Origin of the sequence: Leptospira kemamanensis (assembly GCF_004769665.1) — a bacterium.
GTDB lineage: Bacteria > Spirochaetota > Leptospiria > Leptospirales > Leptospiraceae > Leptospira_A > Leptospira_A kemamanensis.
On the sequence record NZ_RQGG01000043.1, the window covers coordinates 197,439 to 216,961 of the forward strand.

19 protein-coding genes and 1 tRNA gene are annotated in these 19,523 nt (G+C 40.5%); 6 read left to right on the forward strand and 14 right to left on the reverse strand.

The window, feature by feature from the left end; all coding sequences use genetic code 11:
• On the reverse strand, positions 1-1,545 hold the full coding sequence (locus EHQ59_RS15260; RefSeq protein ID WP_135620502.1) for a M16 family metallopeptidase: 1,545 nt from the start codon (positions 1,543-1,545) through the stop codon (positions 1-3).
• A gap of 21 nt (positions 1,546-1,566) precedes the next feature.
• Here EHQ59_RS15260 and EHQ59_RS15265 point away from each other — a divergent pair, with 21 nt between their 5' ends.
• Complete coding sequence (locus tag EHQ59_RS15265) at positions 1,567-2,262, forward strand: hypothetical protein (protein WP_135620504.1); 696 nt, start codon at positions 1,567-1,569, stop codon at positions 2,260-2,262.
• Positions 2,263-2,718: a lipoprotein gene (locus EHQ59_RS15270; protein ID WP_135620506.1), complete on the forward strand. Its 456-nt coding sequence runs from the start codon at positions 2,263-2,265 to the stop codon at positions 2,716-2,718.
• Positions 2,719-2,765: 47 nt separating this feature from the next.
• On the opposite strand, the gene mpl17 is transcribed toward EHQ59_RS15270, so the two are convergent.
• The 9 genes from mpl17 to EHQ59_RS15315 all read right to left on the reverse strand — a co-directional run bounded on the left by mpl17 (position 2,766) and on the right by EHQ59_RS15315 (position 12,259).
• Positions 2,766-3,194 carry a cell surface protein MPL17 gene (gene mpl17 / locus EHQ59_RS15275; RefSeq protein ID WP_135620508.1) on the reverse strand — a complete coding sequence of 143 codons (429 nt, stop codon included), beginning with the start codon at positions 3,192-3,194 and terminating at the stop codon, positions 2,766-2,768.
• An 11-nt stretch (positions 3,195-3,205) separates the two neighbouring features.
• A complete protein-coding gene (locus EHQ59_RS15280; RefSeq protein WP_135620676.1) occupies positions 3,206-4,363 on the reverse strand; it encodes a DNA methyltransferase in 1,158 nt (385 codons plus the stop codon).
• 76 nt (positions 4,364-4,439) lie between these two features.
• A complete protein-coding gene (locus EHQ59_RS15285; protein ID WP_135620510.1) occupies positions 4,440-5,396 on the reverse strand; it encodes an RluA family pseudouridine synthase in 957 nt (318 codons plus the stop codon).
• Entirely contained in the window at positions 5,397-6,662 is a 1,266-nt protein-coding gene (locus EHQ59_RS15290) for a PilZ domain-containing protein (protein ID WP_135620512.1), read from the reverse strand. It lies immediately after the preceding gene.
• 2 nt (positions 6,663-6,664) lie between these two features.
• The gene (locus tag EHQ59_RS15295) at positions 6,665-8,917 is read right to left on the reverse strand and encodes an alpha-hydroxy-acid oxidizing protein (protein WP_135620514.1); all 2,253 of its coding nucleotides are present in this window, start codon (positions 8,915-8,917) and stop codon (positions 6,665-6,667) included.
• Positions 8,914-10,056, reverse strand: coding sequence for a tRNA 2-thiouridine(34) synthase MnmA (mnmA, locus tag EHQ59_RS15300; protein WP_135620516.1), 1,143 nt, complete (start codon positions 10,054-10,056; stop codon positions 8,914-8,916). The genes EHQ59_RS15295 and mnmA overlap by 4 nt, the downstream gene beginning before the upstream one ends.
• A 1-nt stretch (position 10,057) precedes the next feature.
• The gene (locus EHQ59_RS15305; RefSeq protein WP_135620518.1) at positions 10,058-10,984 is read right to left on the reverse strand and encodes a hypothetical protein; all 927 of its coding nucleotides are present in this window, start codon (positions 10,982-10,984) and stop codon (positions 10,058-10,060) included.
• Positions 10,948-11,175, reverse strand: coding sequence for a hypothetical protein (locus tag EHQ59_RS15310; protein ID WP_015678884.1), 228 nt, complete (start codon positions 11,173-11,175; stop codon positions 10,948-10,950). Before EHQ59_RS15310 ends, EHQ59_RS15305 begins: the two co-directional genes overlap by 37 nt.
• Positions 11,176-11,197: 22 nt before the next feature.
• Positions 11,198-12,259, reverse strand: a complete 1,062-nt coding sequence (locus tag EHQ59_RS15315; RefSeq protein WP_135620520.1) for a sensor domain-containing diguanylate cyclase — start codon at positions 12,257-12,259, stop codon at positions 11,198-11,200.
• 167 nt (positions 12,260-12,426) lie between these two features.
• Here EHQ59_RS15315 and EHQ59_RS15320 point away from each other — a divergent pair.
• Positions 12,427-12,499, forward strand: a tRNA-Met gene (locus tag EHQ59_RS15320).
• 6 nt (positions 12,500-12,505) lie between these two features.
• Here the strand turns inward: EHQ59_RS15320 and proC are convergent.
• From proC to EHQ59_RS15335, 3 genes are read right to left on the reverse strand one after another with little or no spacing between them, the layout of a single operon-like run.
• Positions 12,506-13,297 carry a pyrroline-5-carboxylate reductase gene (gene proC / locus EHQ59_RS15325; RefSeq protein WP_135620522.1) on the reverse strand — a complete coding sequence of 264 codons (792 nt, stop codon included), beginning with the start codon at positions 13,295-13,297 and terminating at the stop codon, positions 12,506-12,508.
• A complete protein-coding gene (locus tag EHQ59_RS15330) occupies positions 13,278-13,976 on the reverse strand; it encodes a YggS family pyridoxal phosphate-dependent enzyme (protein ID WP_135620524.1) in 699 nt (232 codons plus the stop codon). The genes proC and EHQ59_RS15330 overlap by 20 nt, the downstream gene beginning before the upstream one ends.
• A gap of 2 nt (positions 13,977-13,978) precedes the next feature.
• Positions 13,979-14,785, reverse strand: a complete 807-nt coding sequence (locus EHQ59_RS15335; protein ID WP_135620526.1) for a hypothetical protein — start codon at positions 14,783-14,785, stop codon at positions 13,979-13,981.
• A gap of 69 nt (positions 14,786-14,854) precedes the next feature.
• Between EHQ59_RS15335 and EHQ59_RS15340 the strand changes: the two genes are divergently transcribed.
• Genes EHQ59_RS15340 through nadE form a run of 3 tightly spaced genes read left to right on the forward strand, consistent with a single transcriptional unit; the run spans position 14,855 to position 18,812 of the window.
• Entirely contained in the window at positions 14,855-15,604 is a 750-nt protein-coding gene (locus EHQ59_RS15340) for a flagellar filament outer layer protein FlaA (RefSeq protein WP_135620528.1), read from the forward strand.
• A complete protein-coding gene (locus tag EHQ59_RS15345; RefSeq protein ID WP_135620530.1) occupies positions 15,605-16,882 on the forward strand; it encodes a 3-deoxy-D-manno-octulosonic acid transferase in 1,278 nt (425 codons plus the stop codon).
• Positions 16,869-18,812, forward strand: a complete 1,944-nt coding sequence (gene nadE, locus EHQ59_RS15350) for an NAD(+) synthase (protein ID WP_135620532.1) — start codon at positions 16,869-16,871, stop codon at positions 18,810-18,812. The genes EHQ59_RS15345 and nadE overlap by 14 nt, the downstream gene beginning before the upstream one ends.
• On the opposite strand, the gene EHQ59_RS15355 is transcribed toward nadE, so the two are convergent.
• Positions 18,809-19,504, reverse strand: coding sequence for an LIC_20245 family lipoprotein (locus EHQ59_RS15355; protein WP_135620534.1), 696 nt, complete (start codon positions 19,502-19,504; stop codon positions 18,809-18,811). The genes nadE and EHQ59_RS15355 overlap by 4 nt on opposite strands.
• Between the last annotated feature and the right edge of the window lie 19 nt (positions 19,505-19,523).

Below are 19,523 nucleotides of genomic sequence, written 5' to 3' on the forward strand. Positions count from 1 at the left end.
TTATTTTTTCCTTACGTCCTCGAGTACACCAATGACAACTAAATCCTTTGTGAGGTATTTAGGAATGAGAGACTGGATATCACTACTTGAAGTATTCATAATGGTTTGGTATTGGCTAAATAAACTCCCCCAATCACCGTATAACAATTGATAGTAACTTAATAAATCAGCAATGGCTCCATTTTGATCCAATGTTTTCATAAAATCGGAGACCATTTGGTTTTTCACCTTTTCCAATTCATCGTTTGCAATGCCTTGTTCTCCTATCCGATCGATCTCTTCCCAAATGATGGATTCAATTTTTTTTGGGTCCACACCTTCATTAGGACTGATAAAAAACACAAAATAATTTTTGTAACGTTCCCCAGGATAACCATTCCCAGATCCAATATTCAAAACCAATTTTTCCTCTAAAACCAATCGTTTGTAGAGACGTGATCCAGTACCCGAAGTCAAAACATTGGATAATACATCAAATGTAGAATTGTCTTTATGGGGATAAGGAGGTTTGATAAAACCCATCATCATCTGACTTGCTGATGGATGGAGGACCTTAAATCGTTTTTCCCCTGGGAAGGATTTTTCTTCAATTTTATAAGGTGGTCTTGGTTTTCCAGGTTTTAAATCAGAAAAATACTTACGAATGATGCCTTCCGTTTCTGCGAAATCAAATTGACCTACAACAGAGATCACCATTCGATTTGGTGTATAATGCCTTTCAAAAAAAGCTTTTGTTTCTTCAATTTTCAAATAGGGAATTTGGGCGGAATACCCAATGACAGGTTTTCGATAAGGATGGCTTTCAAAGGCTGTTGAAAAAAACTTTTCGCGTAACACAGCACCACCGACGTCATCAGTTCGCATCCTTCGTTCTTCAATGACCACATCTCTTTCTGTATAATACTCACGTAAAATGGGATTCTTCAAACGGTCGGATTCTATTTTTGCCCAAATTTCAATTCGATTGTTAGGAAGTTGGATTTGGTAATTGGTTACGTCTTGCGAAGTGTATGCATTAAATCCCATTTCCCCATTTTGTTCATACATATAAGAATCTTCGTTTTTAACGATAAACTCATCTTGTAATTGGATTAAGTTTTTCAAAAGACGATTTAAGGTTTCAATTTCTTCTTCCAAAGATTTGGGAACTGTTTCCCCTCTGGTTTGGTATTCTCTTCGTTTTAATTTCAAATCATCCAGTTCAGTTCCCCAAACTTCGATTTGTTTTTGGTATTTTTCTTCCTTATGGAAATCCGTTGTACCAACGGATTTGGTACCTTTGAATAACATATGTTCCAAAAGATGGGCTGTCCCCGCTTCCTCAGGAGTTTCGTCCACAGCTCCCACTAAAAATTTAATATAAAGTGCGACTGTGGGAGAAGTGCCACGTTTCATCATCACGACGGTCAGTCCATTTTCCAATTGGATGGTTTTGATTTTTTCGCGGAATTGGGACTCAGACGTTCCAAAAAAAGCGTCTTCTGAGAATAGGGGTAAAAATTGTAGCGTGAAACAAAGGAAAAAGATTCGTAATTTCGACATCATCTACTAGTCTTGAAGTTGGAAATGGTTCGTAAACTTCTAATTTTAACTCTCTTTTGTTCCTGCCGCCTATTCACCATCGCAGATCCCAATTATGTGGAACGCGCCTTACAAAATGAAACGGATGAAGGCTTTATCTCTCGTGAATTCTTTCAAATCAAAGTGGAAATTCCCATGACCTACCGCGAAATTCCGGGGAAGGAAAAAAGAGAGGATTGCAAACAGAGAGCCTTCAAGGAAAGAGAAACGATCTCTTTACCTTACCTTGTCAAAATCCAAAGACAAAAACATAGGTTTGGGGAAGGAATCAATTCTTATGCAAAGTCATTGGAAGGGAAAGATCGTCAAACACGTCTTGTCACCAATGCTCCGCAAGTGATGGGTGTGACGGGAACAGGAACAACCACCTCTTCCTCTACGACAACAACAAGTTCCAGTCCGCAAACCACACAAGGCCAAGATCCAAACTTACAAACAAGTGGACAAAATCAAAGTTCCACATCCCAACAGAACCTAGACAACGTTAGGGGGAATCCCCAAAAACAAATAGAGAACGATAGTGAAAATCTCCACAATTTTGCCTGGTTTTTCGACAGTTTATATTTGTATAAAGAAGATTACTCAGATAAAACAAAATGTGCTTTCCTATTCCGCAATATCCAACCTAAATTAATGGAACGTGTGGAGAATACACCGATCTCTGAACCTAGGAAACAATAGATGAACAAACACCTAACTACCGCCATATTATGCATTTTGCTCTCCTTCTCTTTTTATCATTGCAAGTCCAAAGAAATAAAAGAAATCAAAGAAACAACGGAAGTCAAAGAAACGGTGGAAACAAAACTAGAAGAGTCTCCACTTGTGATCGAATTTACAAAAGCAAAAGAAGGATTTTTAACTGATAGTTTATTCCAAGTGGCGATCTCAAGTGTCCTTCCGACTGAAAAGGAAAGAGAAGAAGAAGCCAAGTCAATTGCCGAACAAAAAGCACTCAACTTATTAAAAACCTACACCATTCCTATTCTTTCAGACAAAGGGAAAAAAGAACTGAGAGAGATTTCAAAAGAAGGGAAAATCGTGAACAAAAACGTTTCTGTTGGTGGTCGGTATTTTTTTCTTTACCAGATCCAAAGATCCAACTTAAAACGCCTTGTTACAAAAGATTTAGAGTGATTCGGTTATCCGAACTCTGAATCAAGAACCGATTCCATTCGAAAGAATTAAATTGGGAAGGTTTGGCTTACCTTTGCAGGAATACAAATATTCTTCACAAAGTTACAATAAAATAACTTTGCTTCCATCAAAAGTTTCCCTTTTCCTTCCACTTGGAAGGTTAAGGGTTTTACATACTCAAAGTATTCTGGTTTTTTCGGGTGAGTTGGCCCTGTAAGTTTTAAATCTGCACTCGTAACTTTTAATCCTTCTGTTCCAGACAAAAAAATACGATGAGGTGCTTCGATTTGGAATCCATAATCTTTTGGTAAATACAATTCCATCTCATACTTACCAAGAGATTTGTTTTTAATCGTCACTTCAATCGGATGAGAAGGTAAAGATTCTTCTGCTTGGATTTCTTTGGATTCATTACAACTGGAAAATCCAAATCCAAGGACCGAAGACAAAATGAACAATACTAAATATCGTGCCATATTCATTAGACTTAATTTACCTTACGAAGGACTACACAACGATTTGAATTTGTGCCTTTTTCATTATTGGAAACTTGCCAACAATTCGAAAGTTTTGTAAAACTTTGAGTGTGGACATAGGTTTTGTTCCAAACTAGACCAGTTCCTTCTGCCATACGAACTACATCTTCATCCAAATAAAGGATCGAATTTCCTTTTTTCACTTCCCCTACTTCCATCACCATATAAGCACCTTTTTTTAATACACGTGCTGATTCTTTCAGTGTTGAACGAATGAACTCATTCCAATCATTTAGATTACTAAAAATACTGAGTTTACGATCTTTTGATTTTTCAATATCTAAAAACCAGTGTCGTAACCAATTGTCTCCTTCGTAATCCACCTTGTCTAAAAATGGAGGTGAAGTCACAATCAAATCCACCGATTCAGATGCCACATTGGGAACCGAATTGGCAGAATTCAGTGAATACAAATTGTTTTTTGAAAACTCGTGATAAAACGGTGGGATTGGCATCGCCAAATCCCGTATCATTTTTTGCAAAATTCTTGGTTTGATGGGACGATACTCAGGGTTAATCCCTTTTTTGGCATTGTTTTTTGCCTGTGCTTCCGGTGGGATTGACAATTGTGGGAACGTATAAACAGAAAAAAATCCAGTGCTATGACCATGTAACCGAGACAAGGCGATTAGAGAAATAAACTTCATCTCCACCGAATCATCAATCGCCATATATTTTTTTAGGTTTTTAATTTCTTTTAAAGTCTTCGGGTGAAAAAAAGGAAGTAAGTTTTTATCAAAAGGATCCTCTTCTACTTCTTGTTCCAAATCCAAAGAATTTAACTTCTTTTCTAAATCAGAAAATTTAGGAACATATTGTCTTGCACTCGCCAAAAAAATAGAAAGAGGATGGATGTCATTGTGAATGGCAGCGTGACCTTCAATATTGGCTTGGATCGCAGTTGTGCCACGACCGCCAAACGGATCATACACGATCCTATTTTTCTTTTTTAGAAATTCCTTCATAAAAAAAGAGGGAAGTTCTGGTTTGAATGATGCTCTATAACTAACAGTATGATGGATTGGATGTCCCTGTCTTTGTTTTGCTGTCCAAAATTCACCAAATATAATTTTATCCGAATCCTTTAGTAATCTGCCTGCTCCTGCCATCCTTTGCAAAAGCCTCCTCTATCTTTCTAAAAAGATCGGAGGAATGTTGATTCTTACGGTGGATTTTTATTAAAATCTATGGGACATAGTTTTTCCAATTAGGGAAGTAAAGTTCCATTTCTGGAAACACATTGGTTTTAATGAATACGGTTTGATTGTTTCTTTCATCCATATAACGGATGCTATAGGCATGTAATAATTGTCTTTCAAATCCCAATTCTTCCTTTAAGGAATCAGTCATACCAAAATTGACAAAGTCTAAAAAGATCGTTTCCCTTTTTCCATACATCTTATCACCAACGATTGGAAATCCCAAATACAACAAACTAGCACGGATTTGGTGAATGCGGCCAGTGGTGGGCCGAACAAGGACTAAACTGATGTTTTCTACTTCGTTGTAATCAACTGGGATGAATAAAGTTTGGCAGGATTTTGATTCGGGAAATGAGTCATGTGAAAATACCATTTTTTTGCGAATGGCGGAATGGATGTCCTTTCCTATAAATCCGATCAAATTTTCTTCTTTTGAAAACCGACCATGAACCATGGCAAAGTATTCTTTGTAAACAAGCCTAGATTCAAATTTTTTTTGAAGCCACTTACGACTTTCTTCCGTCTTCGCAAAAATCACAATTCCTGAGGTTTCCCTATCGAGTCTATGCACAGGGATGATTTTCGGATATTGTTTCTCTAATAAGGTAAGAAGGGTTTTTGTGCGATAACGACCTGCGGGGTGCATCGGCAAATTCCCGGGTTTGTCTACAAATAGGAACTCGTCTGTTTCTTCCAAAATCGTAAAGGCTTCGTTTACTTCTGGTTCTTGGATTCTTCCAGGGATGGGTTCGTATTCTAAAACATTACCAAGAAACAATTGTTCATCGGCATTTACCAAATGGCCATCAACACGGATTCTACCCTCGGCAATCAAAAACTCCCACTCAATACTACTATGGTAAGGAAACTTTTCAGAAAGATAGGAGATCACCGTTTTTCCCAGATAGGGAGGACGAATGACCGACTGATATCCCGTCATCTACTTCGGTTCGTCTGGTGGGTCAGTAAAATTGTCACTTAGCGCGTCGGCAAATGGATCCACGAAGTTTGAGCTATCTAACGTTTCCTCTGAAGGAATGTTCTCTTCCGACTCGGAACTGGTTTGGACTTGTGCTCCCCCGTTCTCTTCGGCAACAGTTTCTTCCTGTCCTTCTTGCGATTCCATTCCTTCTGGCTTCGGAGTTTCTTCCTCTTCTTTGCCTACATCTAAAAATCCTTCTAAAATTTCCGTATCTTTTTCGGTTAGGTTGTAGAACTGACAACCCACTCGGAAGTTTGTTTCTTGGTTACGGATGTTTTTGATGATTCCACGGATGGTGACTTTTTTACTCGCATCCAAGTTCAAATCAAAGAGGATCGTTCCGTTTAACGTGACAGAACGGGAAAACGAACGGGATGGTGCATGAATGAAACTGATACCACCCATACTTAAATCCATCACCTGACAAACGTCACGTGATTCTTGGAAAACACCTGTGCTGATGATATCTCGGCTAACGGCACTAGCAAAGGTTTGAATTTGTTTATACACTTCAAAATCTAAAGTTTTTTCGGATAACACTTGTACGTATCCTAAATGTACATAACCCTTGTATTTGATTGGGACACAAATTTCTGAGATATAATTGTCAGGTATTTTTGAATTTTCAAAAATACGAAGGTATTCATCAAACGGGAAAAAGGTGGGAGAAGCAGTTGCTTTTTCTTTTCTGTCAACGATAAAGATATCCTTATCGTAGTGGTGCATCAAACGAAGGCGGTTATCCATCCTTCCTGCAAAAAAGATGGAAGATAAGGGAAATGCCTTTGCAAGTTTGGTTCGGTAAGCAAGTAAAATTGTGTCCACTTTTTTATCATCAAAACCAATTGCCTTGGATACATCATTCACGTTGATGATATTCGTCACCACCATCCCAGTTTGGATTTGGCTCGCTTCTACCCTCGTTCCTTGTCGGGATGCCGCTGTAATTTGAATTTTAACAGGTGTTAGGATTTCAATTCCGTTTCCATCTCCACCAGCCAAATTGAAGTGTGCTAAAAATTTGCTACCGTTGTGGACAACAGTTAGAACTCGGTCTCGATTGGGAAATTTGAGACTTGTATTGATGATGAGGGCTTTGTTTTTTAAGGCGATGATTTTGACAGGGAATTCTTTGTCGGTGTTTACGATATAAGCAGGTAACTTTCCAAATAAAGCGGTAATTACCTTCAAAATACCTTCAGGGTCTTTGATTTCTTTATCCATACTCAACCGTGTTGTTTATGAAGCAACATAGAACGCTTGATGTCTACTAAAGTTTTCGCTCCAGTCACACTCATGGACTGTTTTAGTTCTTCCGAATATTTTTGTAAAAGAAACCGGATCCCTGCGTCTTCTCCTCCCACAAGGGAAATCGCAACGGGTCTTCCCACAAGAACTGCATCAGCACCAAGGGCGATCATTTTGAACACATCCATTCCTGATCGAATTCCACCATCCACAAGGACTGGAATTTTTCCTTTGACAACTTCTGCAATTTTGGAAAGGACTCTTGCTGTTCCAGGCATTCCATCGAGTACCCGACCTCCATGGTTTGATACCACAATGGCAGAAAATCCTCCTTCCAATGCTAATTTCGCATCTTCTGGATTCATAATTCCTTTTAAGATAAAGGGGAGTTTTGTTTTTTCCCGAAGTTTTATGAGTTTCTCGAGAGGTCTTGTGACACTAGATAAATTCTTTTGCACCATGGTTTTGAAATTTACCGCATCAATGTCCATTCCAATCGCAAACACTCCGTCCGCTTCCGCTTGTAAAAATCGTTCTAGGAGTAAGGATTCATCTTCTCTAGGTTTGCAGATCAGGATTCCTTTTCCTGAAACTTTTTTCAAAGCTTCTAACATGATTTTGTATTTTTCTTGTGAGGCGCCATCTCCAAGCCATGCAAGACTTCCATTTTGCGAAAAGGAACGAAGTACCGTAAGCGCATAATCAGCATCGGTCATGACAAAATTCATATTGGTTCCCACACCAGTCATAGGTGCTGCCATGATGGGAGTTTTTAAATCATAACCCAAAAACTGGGTATGAATTTCAGGACTTACATGTTCCCTGATATAACCTGGTAGGATTTTAAATTCAGCAAGGGCTTCATGATTGTCTTGGAAGGTCTCCATTAGGCCAACCCCACCCATTCCAGGAATGCCAGACGCACAATTTTTTCCATCACATACTTTACAGACCCAACAGATATCTTTTCCAAATCGAATCCGAGCTTGGTCTCCAATTTCTTTTTCAGTGATCGAAAATTGTTCATCCACTTCAAATTGGATAGTTTCTTTCACTTTTTCAAAAACTTGTTCTGCATCCTGTAAAGTATTGGCAACGATGATGACATGACCCGACTTATCAATGTTATTTGTTGGTTCTTTAATGATATCACCAGGTTTGGACTGAAGGAAAACTTCCGATACACCTTCAATTTTTTTGATCTCTTCTACACCGCGAATGGAGATCAGTTTTCCAGGTTTGGATAATAAGGATCTTTCTATCGAGACTCGATTGACTACAGGTTCCAAATTGTCAGGAGTTTCACCAAGAGAGATGAGAAGTGCAGCACGATTTAGATTCACACCCGTGGACAATGGATAAGTGAATGCTGACATAAACCCACCTGAAAGTCTTGCCGCAATCTCACCTATTTTCACTCCGTCTTTTGTGACTTTGATATCCCCTTTCCCTGCACCTAAATGGATCCCGAGGGCACGCATCCCACCTGCCATCACTCGTTCCACTTCATCCAAAACATCTTTTGGCATCGCCGAAGGCATGTTATGCCCTACTTCAATAAAATAAGGTTCTCTTTCAATGATCCGGTCCGCAATTCCCGTCATTCGGATTTGCCCTTGGAATGCTAAGGCATCCACGGAGAGTTCTGGGCCTTCCATATATTCTTCTAAAATCAATTCGCCTGTGGGACAAAATCGTTTGGCATGACGAAACGCCACTTGTAAATCATCACGGTTTGTGACTTTGATGACACCTCGTGCCCCCATATTATCAGCAGGTTTCATCACAAGAGGAAAGGTTAACTCATCCAAAGCATCTTTTGCATCTTGCATGGACCAAACAGGTGCAAAACGAGGAATCGGTAATCCAAATTCTTTTAGGCGTTTTCGCATCTTTACTTTATTGGAAGCAGCTTCTGCATCCACAAAGCGAATCCCGGGTAGTTGTAACGCAGAGGCAACGGCAGCCACCGTCATACTCGCATCGGTTCCAGCTGTGATTACACCATGGATGGTTGTTTTTTGAGAAAACTTCTTTGCCTCGCGCACCATCCCTTCCACGTCCTTTGTCGACATGATGATGGTTTCATCTGCGATTTGAAAACCAATCGAAGTGGGATTCATATCGGCCACGACGGTATGAAGGCGCATCGTTTTTGCCGTTTGGATGATGGGAACTTGTAACAACCCTCCTCCAATGATGAGGATTGTTTTTCCTTCGACAGATTTCAAATGGGAACACTCTCCCTGGAAACTTCTACGTTTGATTTGATTTTACGTGTGATGGATCCTTTTTGGATGATTCCACCTGCAAACAAATAATCTCCGTTTGTTGAGTAAAAAGTTGCGGACTGGCCTGGTGTGACACTTTTCACATCTTCCAAAAATTCGACTTTCCAAGTATCACCAAGAGACGTCACCTTACAAAGCACAGGCGCACTTCTGTAGCGAATTTGAACTCGCATTTCTAAAGATTGTCCTTTTGGCAATGGTGCTAATGCTTGGTAAGTAATCTCTTCTAATACAAAAGATTCCGATACGGTTTCTTCTTCTTCGCCGAGAACAACAGTTCCATCATCTTCAATGGAAAGAACATAGAGTGGATTTTTCCAAGCGATCCCAAGTCCTTTCCTTTGGCCTATCGTAAATCCTTCTTTTCCTTGATGTTTGCCAATGATTTGGCCGGATGCTAATTTAAAAAATCCTGGGGTAAATTCCATTCCCTTTTTTTTAAGGAAGGACCTATAATCATTTTCAGGGATAAAACAAATTTCTTGTGACTCGGGTTTTTCAGCGACAGGAAGTCCCATACGTTTGGCGATTTCTCGCACTTGGGATTTGTCCATTTCTCCCAAAGGGAAAACTGTATTTTTAATATTCTCTTGCGACAAACCGTACAAATAGTACGCCTGATTTTTTTTCATATCTACGGCATTACGGATCGCATAACGACCGTCTACCTCGATGACTCGTGCATAATGGCCAGTGGCAATTTTATCAATGCCTAATTTTTTGGCTTGTTCGAAGAGAGCACCAAACTTCACAAAGGTGTTACACTCTACGCAAGGGTTTGGAGTTCGTCCATCTTTGTAGTCGCTGATAAAACGATCGATCACTCGTTCCCCAAATACCTTTTCCATCTTAATTACGTAAAATGGAATGTTTAAAGAAAGACCTACATCGCGGGCATCCCGGATATCTTCTGGGGAACAACAGGATTTTTTAGTGGTATCACAGGCGGGAGCTTCATATTCCCAAGTCCTAAGGTTCACACCGATGACATCGTAACCTGCTTCCATGAGAAGTCCTGCCGCCACTGCACTGTCGACTCCACCACTCATCGCCACTATGATTTTTTCTTTTTCTTTCACCTTAGTTCTCTTGGTGGATGATCCCGATGCGTTTCTTTGAAAAATCCCAAAACAGAGGACGAGTCCGAAGAACACCAAGGCCGATCACCCAAACCTCTTCCTTATCCTTGTCCCCCGATAAATCGAAATTCTCAAGTGAAATTCCTGTAAGAAATTGAACCTTCTGGTATTCTTCTCGAAATCCAGATTTGGCAAAGAGAGTGAGTGGTTCTCTACTTTGCCAGTGGTCGAGGGAAAGAATCCGATTGCCGGGCCGAAATACTCTTTTTTCCCCCAGGAATTCATCTCTTTCTCCTTTTGGCAGAAGACTCAGGGATGCTCCCGTATCCAAATGGGCATAGGACAAAAAGGATTTGGGGTATTCAAACTGAACATAGGAATGTTCGCCTTTTTGTTTGGTAGAAAGGATTTTTAATCCAGTGCCAAGGTAGGCATCGGGGTGGTCACAAAACGGGGAATCTCCCGAAAACCAATACAAGAGATTTCCATCCCAAAACACACAAGAACTGCGAAAAGCATCGAGTCCAAGTAAACCTTGGATGCCATCCGGTAAAATTCCTTCCCCCCGTCGAATGGTGAGTTTTTTTTCACCAATTTGAAATTCCTTCGCGTATAAGGAATCACTCCCTTCATAAAAACTAATGTCAGAACCTGTGTCCCATAAAAAAGAAAAGGTTTCTCCCCCGGACTGAAATCCAAGTAACAATAAAGAAATTCCAGTATCTAACACTTGTATTTTGGTGTGAGGAGGAAGGGATCTCGGAAAAATAAATTCTCGTTGGGACGGTTGAGAAGAATGGGAAGGAGGCGAAACCCTCGGCGATGGATCTTTTAGAGCATCGTTACGTGTTGGGTTTGGCAGACACATCCCAACACTGATGGATAGGATTACTAAACCAATTTTTTGATACAACGAGAGTGTGGGCATCTAGAATAATCTACCGTACAATCTCTGTATTCAATTCCAGTATTGGCATCTTTGGATTTGTATTCAATGAAACAAGAGTAAGGTTGGAAATTAAACGAAGACAAACCCAGAGCTCGGTTTCGAATGGATTCATATACATCCGAGGGAACGGAAGGTGAAAGGTCTTTGAGTAGGTATGCAGGTTCTGCCATACTCTACCCATCGGCAAATTTCCTAATCTTTATAACAAATTGTGCGGTTTCGACCAGAATGTTTGGCTTGGTAAAGAGCCTTATCTGCCCGTTCGATGAGATCCTTGTTATTGCGGTCAGTGGATCGAAAGCTCGAAACCCCCACGGACAATGTCACTTTTAAGTCAGTATCATCATTCGGATTTTTCACAACCATCGCTTCTACTGCTTTCCGAATTTCTTCGCCTTTGGCAATGGCTTCTTCTTCTGTGGCACCTGGCATCACAAGACAAAACTCTTCCCCACCATAACGCGCAGGGATATGATGGCGCTGCGCTTTCCCAATGAGTTGTTTTGCAACTTCAATGAGTACGACGTCCCCTGCTTGGTGGCCATAGGTATCATTGAATGTTTTGAATTTGTCCACGTCGGTAAAAAGAAGGGATAATTTTGTGCCTTTTTTACGACAACGTTCCATCTCTTCTTTCAGTTTGGTTTGGAAGTAGTGATGGATTTTTAGACCCGTCATCATATCCACAGTGGCAAGTTCATAGAGTCTTGCATTGTCCACAGCAATCCCTGCGAGGTTGGCAAGGGTTGTCATAAATTCTTTTTCATCTTCCAAAAATTCTTCGGAAGTCATTTTGTCCCCAAGGACAAGTAATCCATTGACCTTACCCTTTGCATTCAGAGGGACTAGGATTTCTGCTCCCATTTTACGTAGGTAAACAATATCAGGGATTTTGTTTAACATTTCCATCTGCAGGATTTGGTCCATGGTGATGGCTTTTGGTTTTTCTTCAAAATAATGGATGAGAGGACTATCGATTTTGATTTCGTAGTTTTGTTCGTCTGGGCTTAACTCAAATCCTTTGATGGATTGAGGTTCCAATTTGAAAATCCCTAAGTCAATTTCAGGTTCCAAATACATGGCAGCATGAAGAGTTTGTAACTGCGCCAAACAGATGTTAAGAATTGCATCAATTAAATACTTATAGTCTAACGTGGAGTTTAATGCACGGGAGATTTCCAGTAGTTGTTTTTGGTCGTAGATTTTTTTTTCGTAATGCTCAAAAACGATATCAGTGTTTTCTTTAAAAGACAAAACGCACCGCCAGAATTCTATATAAGATAGGAATCATTCGCTATATTTGACGCCTGTAAAGTAAGATTTTGGCGGAAATCGATAAATTTCAGGAAAGGGAAAGATTTGAAAGTTTCTTCTTTCATTGTGTTGACAATAATCGAATCTTAAAAACAATGGTCGTATACCGCGCGGTGGAGCAGCTGGTAGCTCGTTGGGCTCATAACCCAAAGGCCACAGGTTCGAATCCTGTCCGCGCAACCGTTATCATCCCTTTCCCAATTCCTTACTTCTCTCTGTTGCCCGTCGAACGGCATCACGCACTGCGGTGGAAAAGCCACCTCTCTCCAATGCATCAAGCCCGTGGATCGTTGTTCCTCCTGGCGAAGTCACCCAGTTTCTCACTTCCATAGGATGAAGAGCTTTGTCTTTGGCTTTCAGTTCCCGAAAATAAACAAGGGTTCCTTCGATGGTTTCCATCGCAAGACCGAGTGCTTCTTCATAACTGAGACCCTCTTGTAACCCAGCTTCTGCCATCGCTTGCAAAAAGGTAAGCACATACGCAGGTCCCGAACCAGAAAGCCCAGTGACGGCATCCATCAGGGATTCTTTTCCGATGCGAACCGACTCCCCCATTCCAAATAACAGTCGTTCTACGTGAGTAACGGCTTGGTCTTCACAATAATATCCCAACGCTCCCCGATTGGAAACAAGGGGCAAATTGGGCATCACTCGGACACAAGTGGAAGTATTGGGACTAGACTGAACGAGTTGCGAATACGATATCCCTGCCGCAATGGAGACAAAAATAGCTGGTTTTTGAAACTCACCTAAGACTGGTTCAACAAGTCCTGGCTTCACCGCAATGACAAAAAGAGTCGCCTCTTTTTCTAAAGCATCAATCGTAGAAACAAGTGTGACTCCCTCTATAGGAGAAACTTTTAGATTGGGATCAAAAGCATAAACCTTTGTTCCTTGGGAAGTGAGAGCTTTTGCCATCGCTCCCCCCATCTTTCCAAGTCCAACCATTCCAACAGATTTAAACGGAGTGTGTGCCATAATCTCTTTCTCCAAATATTTTTGATCCTATCCGAACATAATCTGATCCAAGTGTGACGGCTAAAGTATAATCCCCACTCATACCCATCGAGAGTTTTTGGTTTGGGAAATATTCGTCACGAAACTGAGAGAGTTTTGTAAACACTTCCTTAGTTTCTAAAAGATCTCCCGAAGAAGGTCCCATTCCCATAAATCCTTCCCAAAAACAGAACTCATTTTGGTAACTTGGTAACATTTCTTTTTTTTCCCGTAAGGTTTCTAAACTAAAACCATGTTTGGTTTGTTCAGCTGTGAGATTTGTTTGTAAAAAATAACGAATTGTCTTTTTTTCTTTTTCCGCTCGTTTTAATAATTCCGCGAGACTAGAAAAGGAACCTACTCCATGAGTATATGAAAAAACACCAAATAACTTGCGTAAGGTTCCTGATTGCACGGGACCAATATGATGCACATGCACACTGGATTCCGATTCTGGAAATTCTTCTCGTAACCGAGTGAACTTATCAATCGCTTCGGGAATGTAGTTTTCGCCAAACTCACGGATTCCCTGTAAGTATGCTTCTCGAATCACTTCATATGGTTTCGTTTTGGAAACAGCGATGAGTGTGGGAGGATTTTCCTCCCGACCAGATTTGATTTCGTTTTGGATGGACTGGTAAGTCGTGATGTAATCAGCCACGATTACTTAGCTAAAGCTTTTTCTAAAGAATCAATTCTACGTTCGATTTCCAAAAATCGTTTTTCATTTCGATCGTTTTGGGTATTCAACTTTTGTTCCACTTCTTTCATGCGAACTTCGAGTTGTGAATTTTGACCACTGGATGAGGAAGTTGTTTTTTTGCTAACGCTCGTAACTCTCGGTTCTGTTCTTTGAGTTTTTCGTTTGGAACTGAGGGATGATTTTTTTGATTTTGTTTTGGAACTGACAACGGTAGAATCTTTTTCTCGGTTTTCTTTTTTGGATTTAGAAACCGTTTTTTTAGGTTCCGCAAATGAATCAGTCTCTTCTATGATGGTATCTTTTTTAGAAGTGACAGATTGTTTATTGTCTGTGTCATTTGTTTTTGTTTTAGAGGAAGTTTTCTCTTTGTCTTGGGGAGAGATTTGTTCTTCGACTTTTTCTATTTTCTCTTGGAGTCTTTGCCCACTATCTTTTGGTTCTTTGGTTTTGGCACCAGACACAGAAACAGACCTTGGTCGTTCCGAATCCGGTTCCATATCCTCTAAACTTGGCAATTCCGGAAGGCTAGAGCGGTCTTCCAAAGAATTCCGACCTTCCCCTTCCCGGAGAGAATCTTTTGGAGGAGGGATTGTTTCCGGAGATTTTGCAATTTCTCGGTCCATCATCTCCACATCTTTGTTTTTTCCGATGGTTTGGAGCTTTTGGTAAATTTCGTTTCTATAGATAAATGCGAAAATGAACGATGAAAGAAGTAGGACCACTAGAATGGCAGTTGTGAGTATTTTCAAATTGTCGCGGCGGCCCATGACGTGCGGATTCCTTTCCTTTGATACGGATAGAGTACACGTTTTTGCGCTTTCGAAAAGTGAGAAATCATGTTACAGATAAAAAAAATTACAATCTACCTCGGTTTCTCCCTCAGTTTTGCCAGTCTTTTGTCTCTTCCGAGGCCTTACGACCCGGATGAGCTAGGTCGAGTGCAGATTTTGAAGTCCGCCTTGGCCATGGACAGTCACTACTTACTCTATTTAGTGGAAGACTTTGAAGGCGAAAGACCCTGGGATTTTTACCGTGTGGACTCCTTTCTCGCCGTCACCCAATTCGCAGCCTCCATTGCAAAATCAGAAGCCTTCCAAGAAGAAACGAAACTTCTGAAAGAAACAGTTTATCCCAACTTACAAAACCAAACCAGTTTCCTATTACAAAGTTATGTGGAAAACCCAAGACTTGACCACTGGGAAATCCGCCCCAAAGAACCCATCCAACTTCCACTCGGTATGCCCATCCAAGGAATCCTTTGGGTTTATTCGGAAGGTCACCACATCAATTTGAGTATGGGGCTCTCTCAAAAAAAATCGAAGGATTTATATTTTGATTTGGGAACTTTAAACTTTGTAGGTTGGCGAAGGTTGGAATTCAAAATCAACTTACCAAAAGAAAATACGAGACTCATCCAATCTATGTCCTTTCCCATTTCCTTTGCATCATTCCGTTTGAAAAGTCTCGCTTCCCAGAAAAAAGGAGAGTTTCATTTGTATTTTGATAATTTAAGTTTTGTGATTGATAAACGTACTTTTAGTTATCCAGGTTCGGAAGTCAATGACACTTGGGGTAACAAACGCTAAATGGTATATTTCCTTTATAATATCCTTATTTTTTTGGTTTGGGGTCTATTAAAGATCGCCTCTCTCTTTTCGAAAAAAATCCGAGACGAAATCTCCAAACGAATCCAGTCACTAAGACAACTATACAAAACTCTTCCCAAAGACAAAGTTGTGATTTGGTTTCACTCTGCCAGTGTAGGGGAACTGGACCAAGCAAGGGCACTTGCCGAAACCATTCGTCGTCATAGACCCAATCTTTTTATTTTACAATCCGTGTTTTCTTCTTCGGTAAAAGAATCTGCATTTTCTGATCCATTGGCAGATGCTTATTTTTATTTACCCTTTGATTTACCATTCGCTTACAAAAACATCTTCCGTCTCTTTCGACCCAAATATTTGTTTGTGATGGCTTGGGATACTTGGCCCAATCTTTTAAAAGAATCAAACAATTGGGGAACTAAATCCTATCTTTGTTGTGCGAGTTTATCTTCTAAATCCTCAAGGAAAAATCCCTTCGTAAGAAAACTGACAAAATCTTCGTTCCGTTATCTTTCCGGAATTTATCCAAGCCACGCTTTGATGGCAAAAGAATTTTTAGGACTTGTTTCGCAAAGCACTGACTTTACAGTCCTTGGTGATACAAGGTTTGAATCGGTTCTCGGCAAATTAGAAAGGAAGTCACCTAACCCAGTTTTTACGGATTTTATCAAACGAGAGAACAACTTTCTTTTGAAGCACAAACCCGTAATCCTTGGTTCCACCTACCCCATTTGTGAATCTCATTTTTTGGCTTATTTAAAAGAGAATTTGGACCAGGAATTTTATTGGATTTTCCCACACAAATGGGAACCAAAACGAATGATGGAATTCCAAACCAGATTGGCATCGTTTGGAACTGTCGCTGTGTTTTCAGAACAGAAGGAAAACACTCCCCTTCCTAAATTTTTATTATTTGATCTCTTGGGAATTCTCGCTTTTGCCTATCAATACGGAAGTTTTGCCTATGTGGGAGGGGCCTTTCACAACCGGATACACAATACGATTGAACCTGCGGCCTTGGGTTTACCCATCATCACAGGGCCAAGGATCCAAAATGCGCCTGAAGCAATCGTTATGCAAGAATTAGGTGGTCTCTTTAAAACAGAAACGGAATCAGATTTTATCCTTCATTTCCAAAAACTTGTCCAAAACAAGGATATCAGAGAAAAGATGGGAAATATAAATCGAAACTTTGTTGTAGAAAACGGAGGTGCGTCGGAAAAGATTTATAACAGAGTTTTTCCGTATGACAAAATCTAAAATTGCCGCTGTTTCCTTAAATACCACTCCTCTCGACTTTACTGGCAATTTTGAATCCATTCGTTCGGCCATTCTGGCAAAAGAATCTTTGGATTCTGAGTTAATTTTATTTCCGGAACTATCCATTTCTGGATATGGATGTGAAGATGCGTTTTATCGTCCCCAAGTTTGGGAAAAATCAATCCAGGTTTTAAACCAATTAAAATCCATCTCACCCAACCAAGTGATTGTCGTGGGTTTACCTGTATTTGTGGATTCCTTTTTATACAATTGTATGGCGGTTTTGTATCAGGACAAAATCCAAGCCCTTGTTCCTAAACTCAATTTGGCAAACACTGGTGTACATTATGAACGCCGATGGTTCCATGCACCAAAAGAATTTCAAAACAAAATCATTTCCTTAGGCGAGGAACAAATTCCGTTTGGAAATTTTGTTTTTACATTCCCCCAATGGAGTTTTGCCATCGAGATCTGTGAAGACAGTTGGTCTTCCTTCAAACCCTCACAATGGTATAATTTATTGGGAGCAGATGTCATTCTCTCTCCAGGCGCTTCCCACTTTGCGATGGGAAAACAAACAATCCGAAAACAAATTTTCAAAGAAACAAGTCGTAACCAAAACAATTTACAAGTGTTTACGAACCTTTGTGGCAATGAATCAGGTAGGATTATCTTTGAAGGGGGTGCCTTTTTTGCCTCATTAGGAAACATCATGAAAGAAGGCCCACGTCTGCATTTCACTCCGTTTGCTGTGACCACACACTGCTTCCATCCGAGTGAGATCCGTGCAGCAAAAGCACGTCAATTTCGGGAACCACATCCCCACTTGACTCCAAACGAAATTCCAGACATTCCATTACGAACTCGTTCCCAAGCGGAGAGAAAAGAATCCTCTCGATTCTTAGTCACAGACAAAAGGGAGGAAAACAAAGAGCATTCAACCGCAAACACGGAATCTCTCAGTGTATTTGAGGAATTCACAAAAGCTGTAAGCCTTGGCCTCTATGACTACATGCGTAAGTCAAAAACGAAAGGTTATACTCTTTCCCTGTCCGGTGGAGCCGACAGTGCAACCTGTGCCCTTCTTGTATCTGCTATGGTATCAATGAGTAAACAGGAAAATGGAGAAGACATCTTTCCAAAACTAGGAATCTCTGAAACACAACTACTTGTCACATTGTACCAAAAAACAAAAAACAATTCTCCCATCACAGAAGAAATCGCAAGAACCTTAAGCGAAGAGTTAGGTTGTGAATACCATTCCATCTCTATTGATGAAATGGTATCCCAATCTGTGGGGATCATTGAATCGGTGAAAGGAACCAAACTCAATTGGAAAGAACATGACCTCGCCTTACAAAATATCCAAGCAAGAGTCAGGTCTCCCCTCATTTGGTTACTCGCAAATCTAAACGGACATTTACTTTTATCCACAGGGAATCGAAGTGAAGCGGCTGTTGGGTATACTACGATGGATGGAGATTCTTCTGGTTCCATTGCGCCCCTTGCAGGAGTGAGTAAAGAATTTTTACTCGATTGGCTCGATGATATCCAAAAAGGAAATAACCGTTTCATCTCACCCAAACATTCTGTCCAAATGTTGCGTACAACAAAACCAACAGCGGAACTAAAACCTCTCACCGAACACCAAGAAGACGAAAAGGATTTAATGCCTTATCCGATCCTCAATTCCATTGAACGAAAATTAGTGTATTTGGCTATGTCGGAAGTCGACTCATTAGAAGAATTAAAAACTGAATTTCCTTGGGAGACCAAGGAACAATTGTTTGGTTACATTCAGAAGTTTAAAAAATTATTTGGGATCTCCCAATGGAAACGAGAGAGGCTTCCCCCCTCTTTCCATTTGGATGAATACGGCCTCGATCCCAAATCGAGTTACCGTTTTCCTATTTTATCAAACGAAACTTAAGGAGGGGGTTGAAGCCCAGCCTTTGCAAACGCATTTGCAGCTTCTTTTTCGATTTGTTCGTTTTGGAATTGGATGTTTTTTAGAATCTCTTGGAATTTTTTATCCATCTCAGGATCATCTCCCCCTTGGGATTCAATGAGGTAATTGATGATTTCCATCCGATCCTTTCCTTGTTTCCGAACATGACCATAATAAGTAGTTAAGTCGGTAGCATTTGGACTTCCACCAAACACAGAGTTTGTGGCTCTTGTGAGTTTCTGATTGAATTCCGTTTGTTTCTTTTTGTCTTCGGCGGTCATCCGTTTGGGAATGAGATCGTTATCTGGGAATTGTTCCCGAAGTTCTTCAAAAGCCTGCATGGCTTCTGGTGGATACGGTTTCCCTGTTTGTGGATTGATGGGAATTTCACCTGTTTCCCCAGGAGCTAGATTCGGATCGTCTTCATACCGCATCCCACCAGCATTGTAATAGTCTGAATCGAAGATGGAACCGGCTTCTTCCCCGCGTACTCCGAGTCGGTTGGTACCCTTAGGGTTCGTTGGCCCTCCTCCTAAGAAGGAAAGAGCAACAGAACCTTTTTCTTTTTTGCGACGGATTTCCTCTTCGTCCTCACCACTGAGCAGAAGCAAGAGGAGAAAAAAAAGTCCAATCAGCGAAATGGAGACAAATAGTAATTTTTTTTGGATTCCCATAGATTGAATTCCTGAAAAC

Excerpts from the sequence above, each read along its gene's own strand:
- EHQ59_RS15260 (WP_135620502.1), bottom strand. The coding sequence starts at position 1,545 with ATGATGTCGAAATTACGAATCTTTTTCCTTTGTTTCACGCTACAATTT.
- EHQ59_RS15265 (WP_135620504.1), top strand. The coding sequence starts at position 1,567 with ATGGTTCGTAAACTTCTAATTTTAACTCTCTTTTGTTCCTGCCGCCTA.
- EHQ59_RS15270 (WP_135620506.1), top strand. The coding sequence starts at position 2,263 with ATGAACAAACACCTAACTACCGCCATATTATGCATTTTGCTCTCCTTC.
- mpl17 (WP_135620508.1), bottom strand. The coding sequence starts at position 3,194 with ATGGCACGATATTTAGTATTGTTCATTTTGTCTTCGGTCCTTGGATTT.
- EHQ59_RS15280 (WP_135620676.1), bottom strand. The coding sequence starts at position 4,363 with ATGGCAGGAGCAGGCAGATTACTAAAGGATTCGGATAAAATTATATTT.
- EHQ59_RS15285 (WP_135620510.1), bottom strand. The coding sequence starts at position 5,396 with ATGACGGGATATCAGTCGGTCATTCGTCCTCCCTATCTGGGAAAAACG.
- EHQ59_RS15290 (WP_135620512.1), bottom strand. The coding sequence starts at position 6,662 with ATGGATAAAGAAATCAAAGACCCTGAAGGTATTTTGAAGGTAATTACC.
- EHQ59_RS15305 (WP_135620518.1), bottom strand. The coding sequence starts at position 10,984 with ATGCCCACACTCTCGTTGTATCAAAAAATTGGTTTAGTAATCCTATCC.
- EHQ59_RS15310 (WP_015678884.1), bottom strand. The coding sequence starts at position 11,175 with ATGGCAGAACCTGCATACCTACTCAAAGACCTTTCACCTTCCGTTCCC.
- proC (WP_135620522.1), bottom strand. The coding sequence starts at position 13,297 with ATGGCACACACTCCGTTTAAATCTGTTGGAATGGTTGGACTTGGAAAG.
- EHQ59_RS15335 (WP_135620526.1), bottom strand. The coding sequence starts at position 14,785 with ATGGGCCGCCGCGACAATTTGAAAATACTCACAACTGCCATTCTAGTG.
- EHQ59_RS15340 (WP_135620528.1), top strand. The coding sequence starts at position 14,855 with ATGTTACAGATAAAAAAAATTACAATCTACCTCGGTTTCTCCCTCAGT.
- EHQ59_RS15345 (WP_135620530.1), top strand. The coding sequence starts at position 15,605 with ATGGTATATTTCCTTTATAATATCCTTATTTTTTTGGTTTGGGGTCTA.
- nadE (WP_135620532.1), top strand. The coding sequence starts at position 16,869 with ATGACAAAATCTAAAATTGCCGCTGTTTCCTTAAATACCACTCCTCTC.
- EHQ59_RS15355 (WP_135620534.1), bottom strand. The coding sequence starts at position 19,504 with ATGGGAATCCAAAAAAAATTACTATTTGTCTCCATTTCGCTGATTGGA.